The sequence below is a fragment of the uncultured Microbulbifer sp. genome (assembly GCF_947504145.1).
Taxonomy (GTDB): Bacteria; Pseudomonadota; Gammaproteobacteria; order Pseudomonadales; family Cellvibrionaceae; genus Microbulbifer.
Window position 1 is genome coordinate 126,133 of sequence record NZ_CANNGQ010000004.1, and the last position, 11,940, is coordinate 138,072.

Sequence of the window (11,940 nt, forward strand, 5' to 3'; positions counted from 1 at the left end):
AATGAGCAGAAATCTTTTTATCGGTGACAAGGAATATTTCCCGGAAATTGGCCAGATTCCGTTCGAGGGCCGCGAGTCCGACAACCCTCTGGCGTTCAAATACTACGATGCCCAAAAAGTCATCGCCGGCAAAACCATGGAAGAGCACCTGCGTTTTGCCGTGTGCTACTGGCACACCTTCTGCGGCAAAGGCGCCGATCCTTTTGGTCGCGACACCCAGAACTTTGCCTGGGACGACGCGCCCAATGCTATGGCCGCCGCGCAGCAGCGCATGGATGCAGTATTCGAATTCGCCACCAAACTGGGCGTGCCCTACTACTGCTTCCACGATGTGGATATGTCACCGGAAGGCATCACCATTACCGAGACCGAGAGCAACCTGTCCAAACTGGTAGAGCTGGCCGCAGAGCGCCAGAAAGCCTCCGGCATGAAACTGCTGTGGGGCACTGCCAACCTGTTCAGCAACCCGCGCTACATGAACGGCGGCGCTACCAACCCGGATTTCAGCGTGGTGTCTTACGCGGCCAGCCAGGTGAAAGCCGCGCTGGATGCCACCGTGGCGCTGGGTGGCGAGAACTATGTGTTCTGGGGCGGCCGCGAAGGCTACATCTGCCTGCAGAATGCCAATACAAAACTCGAGCAGGACAACCTCGCGCGCTTCCTCACCATGGCGCGGGACTATGGCCGCTCCATCGGCTTCAAGGGCACCTTCCTGATCGAACCCAAGCCCATGGAACCCACCAAGCACCAGTACGACTTCGACGCCCAGACCGTCATCGGCTTCCTGCGTCATCACGGTCTGGACAAGGACTTCGCGCTCAATATCGAAGCCAACCACGCCACCCTCGCCGGCCACACCTTTGCCCACGAGCTGCAAATGTGTGCGGACGCCGATATGCTCGGCTCTATCGACGCCAACCGCGGCGACTATCAAAATGGCTGGGACACCGATCAGTTCCCCACCGATATCTACGATGCGGTACACGGCATGATGGTGGTTCTGGAAAACGGTGGCTTCAAAACCGGCGGCCTCAACTTCGATGCCAAGGTGCGCCGCGAATCCATCGACATGGAAGATATCTTCCTCGGCCATATCGGCGGCATGGACACCTTCGCCCGCGGCCTGGAAATCGCCAACCGAATTCTCACCGAGTCCCCTTACCAGAGCTGGAAGGCACAACGCTACGCCAGCTTTAGTGAAGGGAACGGCAAGGCGTTTACCGAAGGTAAACTGAACCTGGCAGACCTGCGCAACCTGGCCGTTGAAAACGGCGAGCCTCGCCCGACCAGCGGCAAGCAGGAGCTGTATGAAAATCTAATCAATCAACACATTTGATTGATATCACCTCAACGTCAGATGACTCTTGAAAGGCCCGCGAAGGGCTCTGGTTTGGGCCTGCATTTGCAGGCCCTTTTTTAGAGGGCGGATATCATTCAGATGGCGTAGACGCTAACATCTGGCCCTCCGCCTGCCGAGACGCGCTGGTATCCCCGGAACAACCATTCAGAGGACAAACCCGTGTCCATCAAGAAAGTCGCCAAACTCGCCGGTGTTTCCACCGCCACCGTCTCCCGCTATCTCAACAGCCCGGAGCAGGTAAAGGAGAAGACCCGCAACAAGGTGCAGGCGGCGATCAGGGAAACCGGCTACGCGCCCAACTCGCTGGCACGCAACTTCCGCCGTGGCAAAACCAGCCTGATCGTGGTGGTGCTGCCGGCCGTTGGCGACCCGTTTCTCGACAAGGTGATGCGCGGTATCTGGCGGGTCGCGGACGAGCAGGGTTACAGCATCCTGATCCGCGATACCCAGGCAAACTCCCACGAATTTGATGAGTACACCGATCTGGTATTCTCCAAGCAGGCGGACGGCATCCTGCTGCTGGCGAGCATCTCGCCCTTTGACGAAGCAGCCAGCAACCGAGACAACGAGCGCGCGCACCCGCCGCTGGTGCTCGGCCTGGAGAGTGTGAGCGCGGAGCTCAGCCACTTCCCCAGCGTGCGCGTGGACAATATCGCCGCCGCCATGGACGGAACCGACTACCTGATCCAGCTGGGCCATCAGCGCATCGGCTTTATTGCCGGCAAGCGGGACTCACTGCTCACCAAGGATCGGGAAAAGGGCTACCGCAAGGCCATGCGCCAGGCCAAGCTCGCGGTGTCGAACGACTGGATTGTGGAGGGCGAGCAGACCATCGATGGCGCCCGCCGCGCGACCCGGCGCCTGCTGGATCTGGAGCAGCGCCCCACCGCCATCTTCTGTGCCAACGATGAGATGGCCCTCGGCGCCATGCACGAAATCAAGAACGCGGGACTGAAAGTCCCCCGGGATATTTCGGTGATCGGCTTCGATGATATCCGCTACGCGGAGATTGCCGACCCTCCCCTGACCACCATTTCACAACCGGCGGAAGAGATCGGTGAACGCAGCATGCGCCGCCTGTGTCAGGCCATCGACGGCAGCGATGGCGACAGCGCACCGGAGATGCTTCCGCACAACCTGATCGTACGGAAATCCACGGGTAAGGCACCGGGCTGAACCCTTCGCCCCGTCGGCGGTTCGGCCCTTCATTTATCTGCAGATCACCGGAAATTTGCGCTGAGTCTCACGGCAGCTGGGATTTGCGCGCAAACTGCACTAAGAACGGCGAAACCAATCAGTTTTACACTACAGTTAAAAGGTAGCTGCCCCGTCCGGTACCACATGGCTCGGGATGGTCAGACTACAGAGAGCAGCAAGACGAGCAGCAGCGTATAACGTAGTAGAGGTCGCCACCATGAATACGCCTTTGCCGGTAAAATCCCGGGGTTCACACAAATCCGCCACACTGACTGCACATCAGAAGTCAGATCAGGTTCAGCCGAGCGCACAATCCAAAATCGGCAAAAGCGTCAGCAATCTGAGCCTGCGCTATCCAAAAGACCTGGAACGGTGTTTTGTACTTGGTAACAACTGAGCAATACCATGGCATCCAAGCCACTGAAGATCCTTGCCATCGCCGGTAGCCTGCGTAAAAGTTCCTTCAATCGCGCAGCCCTGCTGACCGCGGAGGAAATGGCCGGCGACAGCGCCCGGTTTACCTACGCCAACCTGGCCGGTATCCCGCTCTATGATCAGGACCTGCGGGATACGGGCGTGCCCGAAGCAGTGGAAACCCTCAGCCAGCAAGTTCTCGATGCAGACGCCATCCTGTTCTCCACCCCGGAGTACAACTACTCGGTGTCCGGCGTACTGAAAAATGCCATTGACTGGCTCTCCCGCGTCGATCCGCAACCCTTTGCCGACAAACCCGTGGCGGTGATGAGTGCCAGCATGAGCGCCTTTGGCGGCGCGCGGGCACAATATGACCTGCGCCGTATCCTGATTTATCTGGATGCGCATTTCGTGAATAAACCGGAAGTGATGATCAGCTTCGCCCACAAAAAATTTGATGAGAGCGGAAAGCTGACCGACGAAGTGACCAGGAAGTTTATTGGCGACCTGGTGAGCGCTCTCGGGACGTGGCAGCAGCGCCTGAACAGCGGAAGTAACTCGTAGCGAATAGCAAAGGCTGTGCGCACCGCTCTGGCCACAGAAGGTGACCAGAACGAGTGTGACTGATCAGGCGGGAACCCGCTGGATATCCGCGGTTTCGGACTGGTCAGACTTACCCCGATTCCACCACTTCTCATGGAAGTAGAACGCCACGGTATTGCAGGCGGGCTCCACCAGCGCCAGGGCACTGCCGACCCAGATATCACCCGTCATCAGATACCCTACCGCAAAGGCCACGGCCATATGCACAGCGGCAAAACTACAGGTCTTGGTCATGGCTTGCTGTTTCATGGAATCACCCTCTTGCACCTGCGCGCTCTTCACGAAACACGCAACTGATCAAAAAACCACCAGATCACTATGCACATTATCGAGAATGGTTCCTATTTTTAAAAGCCAACCAAGTCGATCCCTTTAATTGAAACGACCAATGAGTCGGGCAGCCACCAGGGTGACCCGCCACTCCGGCCGAACCGGCGCGCTTCAGTCGTAACTGAAAGTCAGGTGTTTGGGCGTCGCCTCACGGACCTTTTCGACAAGTGGGTGCTGCATCTTTTTCATTTCCCGGAGCACCAGCTGTGCCACTTCCCGTGCCCCAAGTTGATTCAGGTGGGTGTCATCGCGAACACCATTCGGGTAGTTCGGATGGGTAGCGGGTTTTATATGTAGAAAACGCAGTGTGGAATTTTCATCGCCTTGCTGCTGAAAGTAGTCCCGGGTGATCGCATCCATATCAATGAAGTCTACCTTCTCCTCTTTGGCCACTTCCCGGCTCAGCGGTGCATAAGGGTGGGTATGCTTGATGGATCCATTTTCGTCAAAATAGCGCCGCGTGATCGGGCTCATCAACAGGGGGAATGCGCCTTTTGCGCGCACTTCACCAATGAAACGCGCCAGATTGGCTTTGTATTGTTCCGGCGTGGTGTAGCGGTCTTTCTTGTGTTCTGACTCGTCATTATGCCCAAACTGGATAATGACAAAATCACCCGCCTGCAGCGCCTTCTCGATCCTGCCCCAGTGTCCTTCTTCAATAAATGTCCGTGTACTCCGGCCATTCATTGCATAATTTTCGACGTTAATACGCTCATCAAAAAACAGCGCAAACGGCATTCCCCAGCCAGTTTCCGGAAAGTCCGCATCCGCCTTTATCGACATGGTGGAGTCGCCAGCCATATACAAAGTTTCGGCGCTGGCAGCCAAAGGCAGCAGCAGCGCAAGGGAAAAAAATATTCTTTTCATACTATGTAATTGTTTACCTCTACTGTCAGAGCCCGGTACGCTGTTCACCAGTGTACGGGCTATCTGTTTGCAAGAAATCCGATTAGAAGTAGCCCACACTCTCGGCATAGCCGATCAATTCACTACCGTAGTTTCCGCCCCACTCGTAGCCATAGCGGCGCTCGGGATCAATAGCCATGATGTTGTACTGTTTGATACCGGAACGGTCGGCAAAGAAACCAACATCCTGCTCCAGGTCGTAGAAGCGGTACCACATGGTGCTTCCGGATTTTGTCTGAATCGGGTTGTGAGAGTCATCGTCACTACCGCCTGAGCGCTTGACGTAGGCAGTATCTGCTTCCTGCACTACCGGGCTCCGGTACCACGCCAGGGCGGCGCGCACAGCGGCTTCCACTTCGACCGTTTGCCGCTGGGACATCAAGAAGGCAGTCACCAGCATGGATTCCTTACCGCTCTTGGATGGCAATTCGTAGTCGCGCGCTCCACGGGGTTCATAGCTTATCGGGTCGTGCTGCGCACACCAGACGGTTTTGGCATCGGCCTGTACGATCTGTGCGTTAAGGATAAATTCCACACCGTCATCTATGGCGGTCTCGATACGCGCGCGCTGATCTTCGCTGAACAGATCGCCATCCAAGGGCGCTTCCTGACGCGCGGCGTGATCAAGCAAGATCAGCACCCGTGCCATGGCACCATCATTAAAGGTCACATGGTTGGAATAAGTGGTGCCGGTGCGCTTGGGGTACACCTGCGGCCAGCCACCGGATTCGTATTGCATGGTGAGCAGAAATTCCAGCGCGTTGCGTGCCGCATCGCGGTAGCTGTTGTCGCCGCTGCGTTGGTACACATCCGCCAGGAACATTAGTTCGGTAACGGTCGCATCGTTGTCGATCGTGCCCAACTCCACACCGCCTTCACCGGTCCAGTCGGATCGCGCACTGCTGCCATTCCAGGTTGTGTCGTACTTGGATACATCGTATTTGTAAAAGCCACCGTGGGGCATCTGCCAAGTGATCATGTTGTCCGCACGGGTTTCGTCCGCCGAAAGACTGCCACCCAACCAGGATTTGTAATTATCCAACTCACCGTAAATCGGATTGCCCGTCTGCGAGAGCATTGGCGCTTCACCGCCGGAAGAAGACGAGCTGGAACTGCTGCCGCCAGATGATGAGCTGCTGGAAGAGCTGGAGGAAGAGCTTGAGGATGAACTTGAGCTGGATGAACTGCTGGACGCGTCGAAGACCGGAGGGTTGGCATCGGAGCCACCACTGCCGCCACCACAAGCGGTCAGCAGTACGGATACCGCAACAGCGGCGATGCTTGGAAATAGTTTGAACTGCATGGATTCACCTGGAACTCTAGTGATCGTCTACAACCAAAAAAGCCCCGCAAGCGGGGCAAAAATGGCGAAACAACAATGAACGTATTGTGACCAAAACCTAACCGATTGAGCCAGTCAGGCGTTGCGGGTGGGCACCCCGAGTGCCCACCCGCACTTACACTTTTTAGAACTGTACGTTTACACCCATCTGATAGGTAGGCCCGTACGTCTCGCTCAGGTACATCATGTGCCCGCTGGAGTACTCGTTACCTTCAAAGTACTGGATGTTGCTTTGATCGGTGATATTCACCGCATCCAGGTACAGTTTTACGTTGTCGTTCACGCTGTAAGTGGCCTTGATGTCGAAGGTCACACCGGCATCCTGGTACACATCAGACCAGGCAGCACAGTCCTGGGAGTAGCCCAGGGCCGCGTCTGCTGCAATATCTGCTTCGGTGCAGGAACCGATGCGCTTGAGGATTTCGCTGCGGTAGTTGGTAATAAAACGTACGGAGAAATCGTTGTTTTCCCAACCCAGCGTGGTGTTCACCGTTACATCGGCCTGCTCCGGCAGACGGATGGTTTCGGCGCGCACGCTTTCACCAACGTCCGCTTCCGAGTGCAGCAACGTGAAGTTGGATTGAATGAAGAAGTTCTTCAGCAGGCCTTCGACAAAGTACTGGTTGTAGGTCATTTCGAGACCGTAGACCTCAGCACCTTTACCGTTCAGGTAAGTCTGCGCGTTGGTCAGCTGCAGGTTCGACGGAATGTTGAACATGGTGACCTGATCCACCGGCAGGGTGTATGGCAGGTCGGCCAGCTTCAGATCGGCACCGGCGACTTCTACGATGAAATCGTCAATCTGCTTATAGAACGCCGCCCCCTGAATAAACAGGTTTTCACTGGCGTACCAACCCAGAGAAATATCGAAGTTGGTCGCAGTCATCGCGTCCAGCTTCGGGTTGCCGATTTCCAATACATTGTCCGCAGACATTTCCAGATTCTGCGCTTTATACCCATCGGTGAAATCTTCTTCGGCAATTTCGCCCTGCAACTCAGCAGGCCGGTCGTTACACTCCTTGCCTGCTTCCAAGTTTGCTGCTGGGTCATAGTTACAGAAGATCACCCGGTCGCGCACTTGCGCATAAGCACGAGCTTCGTCGAAAGACGGACGGGAGAATGAAGTCCACAGAGATGCACGCAGCAACAGGTCGTCGCGCAGCTCGTCTCGGTAGTGCAGGCTGGGGAAGAAACCACTGTAGGAGTTGGATGTATCGTCCAGTGGTACTGCAATATCGAAAGACTCCAGCTGGTCGGCACTCTCATCGCGATCGTTGCGGATCGAGAGATAACCGGTAGAGTTGAAGTCGGTCTGCTCATAGCGCACACCGGCAATCAGGGCACCGGTGTCGGTTACCTGGAACTCGCCCATGATGTAAGCAGCGGCGGTATCTTCGGTAATTTCGTAGTCGTTGCGGGTACTTTCCAGCTCACGCTGTTCCGGGTCGTAGCTGTCGGCAATTTGACGGGTGGCGGCAATCAGCCGCTCAGCTTCAGCTTGTGTGATAAACGCATGGTCGAACAACGGGTTATCCGGCATGAAGGTTTCGAAATCACCAAGACGCGCACCAGCGTTGTCGAGGCACTCTTGATCACCATCACAGCCAGCAACGCGCTTGTCATTGGGAATGATACTTACACGATTTTTATCGCGATTACGCTCGCGGTTTTTGATTTTGAAACCGGTTTTTACAAAGTTGACCGGGCCCATGTCAAAATCTTTGCGCAGGTTCGCCATCGCTTGGCTCAGACTGTCTTCGCGATAGCTGTCTTCCATAAACAGATTGTCGTACAGCATATACGGCTGCACGACCTCTCCGTACTGGTATCCGGAGGGGCCGAAACCGTTCGCACCTTCAACATTTTCAATGCCCGCAAGATCACCCAGCTGGTCCGGGTGAATTATCTGACCATTGAGAAAATCTTCGCCGGTGTGCCCCAGCGCAGTGATATCCCGCGAACGGAACTGTACCCGGCGGCCGTCAGGCGAATCCTGAGTGGCGCTTGAGTAAGTGACTTCGTAATCCGCGGTCCAGTTGTTGCCGAACAGGTTCTCACCGCCGAGTGAGAACACTTTGGTGTCGCTTTCCGATTCCTGCATAAAGAACTGGTGCTGCAAGTCAATGCCACCGGAACCAAATACATTGTTCGCTGCATCCAGGTAGACCACTTCATCCGCGTCCGCCTGGCCCCAGCGATAGTACTCACGCAGGGCAGTATCTTCGTCGGTGTACACGGTGTTGCTGAAGCGTGCGTAGTACTTGCTGTTATCGGTCGGGCGGTATTCCAGGTCGAAGATACCGGCGATGCGCTCACGTTCGGCATTTTCCTGACGGTTTTGCAGTTCAAACGGGATCAACATCGGGCTGTCAGCGCCATCCAGCGTCATGTAGCGCGGCAGGCTGCTATCGTGGGCGCGGGACTCGTAGCCCTCAGTAACGCGATTCTCGTAAGACAACGAGTAGCTGAAACCAATGGTTTCATCGGCAAAAATATTGGTGCCTTGCAGGGTCAGTTTGGGTGAGGTCTCCCCGCTCTGGTCCTGGAATGCGCCTTGGGCACGCACCTTGAACGTATCTTTTCCTCGATCCAGTGCGGATACGGTCGTCACATTGACGCTACCACCGATGGAGTTGAGATCCATATCCGGCGTCAGTGATTTTAGCACTTCGATCGACGAAAGCACGTCGGCTGGCAGAGCATCCAAAGAGAAACCACGGCTCTCACTATCAGCCGGGCCGCCGCCACTGTTTGCCATTTCCGAGCCGTTCATCTGTACCGAAACAAAACCCGGGCCAAGGCCGCGAAGATTGATGAACTTACCTTCACCTTCGGAGCTCTGCAGGGTAATGCCCGGAAGGCGCTGCAAGGATTCCGCCACATTCTGGTCAGCGAAGTTGCCGGAGTCATCCTGAGTAATCACGGAGCTGAACACATTTTTGTCGCGTTCGGCAGCGCGCGCGTTGAGCTCCGCACTTTTCACGCCTTCTACATATACTTCTTCAATAGAGTAATCGGAAGTTTCTTCTGAGGTATTTCCTGCTTGCTCAGTTGCTTCCTGAGCCATCAGGCTGGTGGAAGCGGCCATGGCGATGGCCACGGCGAGAATCTGTTTTTTATAAGTCATTTCGACTCTCCCATCGGTTTTATGCGGCCTGTTGGTGTAACGGACTCAGGCCGTTCGATGTTTTTGTAGTCGCCGGCGGTACGTCTGACTCCAGCCGGCGCCCCTCTGTGAATTACTGGTAGCGCACCTTGAAGTTGTCAATCACCACCGGGTTATCCGCGGTTCCGCTGTCACAACGCAGTTGCAGGAAGGAGTTGGCGGTACCTATGTGTGCCTCCGGATCGCTCGTAACGGTGACCGTGCCGATTGGCTGCTCACCATCGGCCATAACCGCGGCATAACTTTCGAATACTTTCGAGTCGCCACCGTGGATTGACTTGCTGGAACTGGAGGTGTTGTTGTCCACATACACCTGGCACTTGCCAGATTCGACAGAGGTGTTGGGATTTTCCACCACATCGAAGGTGATGACATAAGGCATACTCAGATCCAGATCTCCGCGACCGGTCGTATCCGTATCGGCGGTATCTGTGCCTTGCAGGGCGTCACCAATACTGAAGCGCGCGTCGTGCAGTGACAGTTTGCCGTCAGCCACGGTAATGCGTGAGCTGCCGCCAGTAGCGAAGTACATGGGTTTACTGGCATCGCCAGATTGCGCTTTGTACGTAGCGTCGAAGAAATTACCGCTCTCTGCGTCCGTGTCTTCAACCAAACCAACGCCATTGAAGTTTTCATCAAATATCGCGGAGGTATCGGCGCCGGCGTAGACATCCAGCTCACCAATTCCTTCTGGCAGTTCGCCGACCAGCTGCTCGGCAGTAACATCTGCTGCTGCGTGATCACTCCATACCAGCCAATCGAGATTGGCGTGGAAGGCGCTACCGGATCCTTCACCAATACGGAACAGGCTGGCGGAACCACCGGAGCGGCCGGGGCCGGTAAAGTTGCCCACTTCTGTTCCATCGCGGTAGACAACAGCCGTGATGTTGTCGGCACCTGCGGCCGGGTCATTTACGGTGAAGCTGATCTGGTAGGTGTGGTAGCCATCGGAGAAATCCAGATCTTCCACTTCGGCGGTGACTTCACCGGCGAGGAACTTCTCGATCTGAATTTTTCCAGAGTCGGGACGGAGTATGGCTTTCAGGCGACGCTCATCGATGTGCGTCTCGATTTCGAAACCGCGCGCGCCTTGGGTTACGGCCTTGGCGTTGTCGATACGGGCAATCCAGGTGAAGTGCTTGGGATAGGCGCCGGCGGCAACGATGCCGTCGAGATCACCAACCGGCTTGGTATCGCTGGTACCGTCCAGGGTATCCAGCTCCATGACGCCTTGCGGGCTCACTTCAAACCACTCCAGCTCATCGTCACCGAAGGAGAAGTTGGTCTGCTCACTGCCGTTGATGACAACCGCGCCCAGATCACCGGGGTGAGTACAGCCGTCGTAAACACTCCAGATAATGCCATTGGTTGCAGACGGGTCGACGGTGGTGGTCGGGGTGCAGTTGTCGCCAACCGGCGCTTCCGGTGTACCGGTTGCGGATGCGCTCCACTCGCCCGGGCCCACGTTGTTCACACCGCGCACCCAAACGTAGTAGGTGCTGCCGTTGTCCAGTTCGGTCAACGTAGTAGAGGTATCGGTAAGGCCGGCAACCACTTCTGCAGCGCTCATGTCGTCGCTGGTGCTATACGCTAGGTCGTAAGTAGCGGCGCCCAGTACTGAGCCCCAGCTCACTGCCATCTGCGCGTCGGTCGCGAAGGTGGTCGGCGCTTCGGGCGCATCTGGTGGTGAAGCCGGTTGGAATGGCGTGCACTCGGGCAACGCGGACTGCCCATCTTCGCTCTGCTTCTCAATCAACAGGTCGTCGATGATCGCGGTACCGCCGCTGGATACACGGAAATGCAGAAATGATTTTTCGGTGCCGATCACTTCAGATTTGTTATCGACTACATCTCCCCCCGCTTGCAGGTAGGTATCACCGGGCACATTGATTACAACGCGCTCACCTGCAACGAGAGAGCCGGTTTCCACATCAAACAGGCGAGAACCCACAGAGCCACCGCCATGAATAGAGTTGGCCTCACCGGTGGTGTTGTTGTTCACATAGACCTGGGTTTTGGAGCTAGCGCCCGAGGCCGAGGCGACACAGAAAGAAATACGGTACGGCTCGGAAAGGTCCAGCTCACCCCAACCACTGCCGCCGTCATCACCGGGGGTGGAATCCTTTTTAGGATCCTTTACATCACCAGCGAGCTCAGACCTGGTTTGACCAATAGTGAAGCGGGCATCACTGATTAGCAGTGAAGGGTCGCCGTTATCAGAAACAATGCCCAGGCGCTCTTTGTTATCGACCGTGACCTCCATATTGGGATCGTCCTGGTCGAAGAAGCAGCAGGTCGGATAGTAAAATGCGGGACGTGTATCTTCGTACTCACTGCTGTCCGCAGTGGCCAGTGCCCTGTAGTTGGGGCTGAAGAAATCGATGGTGTCGCTCTGGTCGAAACCGGTGTATTCACCAAAACTTTCCACGATGGGGAGTGGTGTATTGGTGATGCCGCTCTCTTCCGGCGGTACAACCACGACGGGTGGCGGTTCAGGCAGATCGGCAATATCGCCCTCTCCTGCTGAACTGCTACCACCACCGCCACAAGCGGTCAGTGTCCCCATAACGCACAGTGCCAGTGCGGACTTTGCCCAAGGTAAAGGTTTCATGGTCACCCCTT

At 56.0% G+C, this 11,940-nt stretch carries 8 protein-coding genes; 3 read left to right on the forward strand and 5 right to left on the reverse strand.

The window, feature by feature from the left end:
- Nucleotide 1: 1 nt before the first annotated feature.
- From xylA to Q1A74_RS13895, 3 genes are all read left to right on the forward strand, one after another.
- Nucleotides 2–1,336 carry a xylose isomerase gene (gene xylA / locus Q1A74_RS13885; RefSeq protein WP_299597292.1) on the forward strand — a complete coding sequence of 445 codons (1,335 nt, stop codon included), beginning with the start codon at nt 2–4 and terminating at the stop codon, nt 1,334–1,336.
- 183 nt (nt 1,337–1,519) lie between these two features.
- Nucleotides 1,520–2,536, forward strand: a complete 1,017-nt coding sequence (locus Q1A74_RS13890; RefSeq protein WP_299597295.1) for a LacI family DNA-binding transcriptional regulator — start codon at nt 1,520–1,522, stop codon at nt 2,534–2,536.
- Between the two features lie 426 nt (nt 2,537–2,962).
- On the forward strand, nt 2,963–3,535 hold the full coding sequence (locus Q1A74_RS13895) for an NADPH-dependent FMN reductase (RefSeq protein ID WP_299597298.1): 573 nt from the start codon (nt 2,963–2,965) through the stop codon (nt 3,533–3,535).
- Nucleotides 3,536–3,598: 63 nt separating this feature from the next.
- On the opposite strand, the gene Q1A74_RS13900 is transcribed toward Q1A74_RS13895, so the two are convergent.
- The 5 genes from Q1A74_RS13900 to Q1A74_RS13920 form a co-directional block, all read right to left on the reverse strand.
- Nucleotides 3,599–3,823 (reverse strand): DUF2061 domain-containing protein, encoded by a 225-nt coding sequence (locus Q1A74_RS13900; protein ID WP_299597301.1) that lies wholly within the window; start codon nt 3,821–3,823, stop codon nt 3,599–3,601.
- A 192-nt stretch (nt 3,824–4,015) separates the two neighbouring features.
- Nucleotides 4,016–4,819 (reverse strand): rhamnogalacturonan acetylesterase, encoded by an 804-nt coding sequence (locus tag Q1A74_RS13905; RefSeq protein ID WP_299597304.1) that lies wholly within the window; start codon nt 4,817–4,819, stop codon nt 4,016–4,018.
- A 34-nt stretch (nt 4,820–4,853) separates the two neighbouring features.
- Nucleotides 4,854–6,113 (reverse strand): pectate lyase, encoded by a 1,260-nt coding sequence (gene pelA, locus Q1A74_RS13910; protein WP_299597307.1) that lies wholly within the window; start codon nt 6,111–6,113, stop codon nt 4,854–4,856.
- 163 nt (nt 6,114–6,276) lie between these two features.
- Nucleotides 6,277–9,279, reverse strand: a complete 3,003-nt coding sequence (locus Q1A74_RS13915; RefSeq protein WP_299597310.1) for a TonB-dependent receptor — start codon at nt 9,277–9,279, stop codon at nt 6,277–6,279.
- 112 nt (nt 9,280–9,391) lie between these two features.
- A complete protein-coding gene (locus Q1A74_RS13920; protein ID WP_299597313.1) occupies nt 9,392–11,929 on the reverse strand; it encodes a fibronectin type III domain-containing protein in 2,538 nt (845 codons plus the stop codon).
- Nucleotides 11,930–11,940 lie beyond the last annotated feature (11 nt).

Coding starts and splice junctions, on each gene's coding strand:
- xylA (WP_299597292.1), top strand. CDS start 2: ATGAGCAGAAATCTTTTTATCGGTGACAAGGAATATTTCCCGGAAATT.
- Q1A74_RS13895 (WP_299597298.1), top strand. CDS start 2,963: ATGGCATCCAAGCCACTGAAGATCCTTGCCATCGCCGGTAGCCTGCGT.
- Q1A74_RS13900 (WP_299597301.1), bottom strand. CDS start 3,823: ATGAAACAGCAAGCCATGACCAAGACCTGTAGTTTTGCCGCTGTGCAT.
- pelA (WP_299597307.1), bottom strand. CDS start 6,113: ATGCAGTTCAAACTATTTCCAAGCATCGCCGCTGTTGCGGTATCCGTA.
- Q1A74_RS13915 (WP_299597310.1), bottom strand. CDS start 9,279: ATGACTTATAAAAAACAGATTCTCGCCGTGGCCATCGCCATGGCCGCT.
- Q1A74_RS13920 (WP_299597313.1), bottom strand. CDS start 11,929: ATGAAACCTTTACCTTGGGCAAAGTCCGCACTGGCACTGTGCGTTATG.